We start from the raw sequence: 1,117 nt of genomic DNA on the forward strand, positions 1-1,117 counted from the left end.
CGCCTGTGGGCGGCCCACGACGCCGGCCTGCGTGCCTGCGCCATCGTCTTCCTGCACGGCTACCGCTACCCGCAGCACGAGGCGGCGGCGGCGCGCATCGCGCGCGAGCTGGGTTTCACGCAGGTGTCGGTGTCGCACGAGGTCAGCCCGCTGATGAAGTTCGTGTCGCGTGGCGACACCACCGTGGTCGACGCCTACCTGTCGCCGATCCTGCGCCGCTACGTCGAGCGCGTGGCCGCGCAGATGCCCGGCGTGCCGCTGTACTTCATGCAGAGCTCGGGCGGGTTGGCGCAGGCCGAGAGCTTCCAGGGCAAGGACGCGGTGCTGTCCGGTCCGGCCGGCGGCATCGTCGGCATGGTGCGCACGGCGCTCGAGGCCGGCTACACGCGCGTGATCGGCTTCGACATGGGCGGCACCTCGACCGACGTCTCGCATTACGCGGGCGAGTTCGAGCGCGCCTTCGAGACCCAGGTGGCCGGCGTGCGGCTGCGCGCGCCGATGATGAGCATCCACACGGTGGCCGCCGGCGGCGGCTCGGTCGTGCGCTTCGATGGCGGCCGGCTGCGCGTCGGGCCTGAGTCGGCCGGCGCCGATCCCGGCCCGGCCTGCTACCGCCGCGGTGGGCCGTTGACCACCACCGACGCGAACCTGCTGCTCGGGCGCATCCAGCCCGCATATTTCCCCGCGGTGTTCGGGCCGCGCGGCGACGAGCCGCTCGACGCCGAGGGCGTGGTGCAGCGCTTCGGCGCGCTGGCGCAGCAGCTCGCCGTGGCGACCGGCCGTGCCACGCTGCCGGAGGACGTGGCCGCCGGCGCGCTGCAGATCGCTGTGGCCAACATGGCCAATGCGATCAAGCGCATCTCGGTCGCGCGCGGCCACGACGTGAGCGGCTACACGCTGCAGTGTTTCGGCGGCGCCGGCGGGCAGCACGCCTGCGCGGTCGCCGACGCACTGGGCATGACGCGCGTCTTCATCCACCCGCTGGCCGGTGTGCTGTCGGCCTACGGCATGGGTCTGGCCGACCAGACCGCGATGCGCGAGGCGGCGGTCGAGCGCCGCCTCGATGCGGCAGGCCTGGCCGCCGCCGGCGAACGGCTCGATGCGCTGGCGGCCGAGG

The 1,117-nt window shown here is 73.9% G+C and carries 1 protein-coding gene; it reads left to right on the forward strand.

Annotation, left to right across the window (positions count from 1 at the left end):
• Nucleotides 1-1,117, forward strand: a 1,117-nt coding sequence (locus x551_RS22525; protein ID WP_036251853.1) for a hydantoinase/oxoprolinase family protein, incomplete at both ends; no start/stop codon positions are given.

The sequence above is a fragment of the Methylibium sp. T29 genome, assembly GCF_000576205.1.
Classification (GTDB): domain Bacteria; phylum Pseudomonadota; class Gammaproteobacteria; order Burkholderiales; family Burkholderiaceae_C; genus Methylibium; species Methylibium petroleiphilum.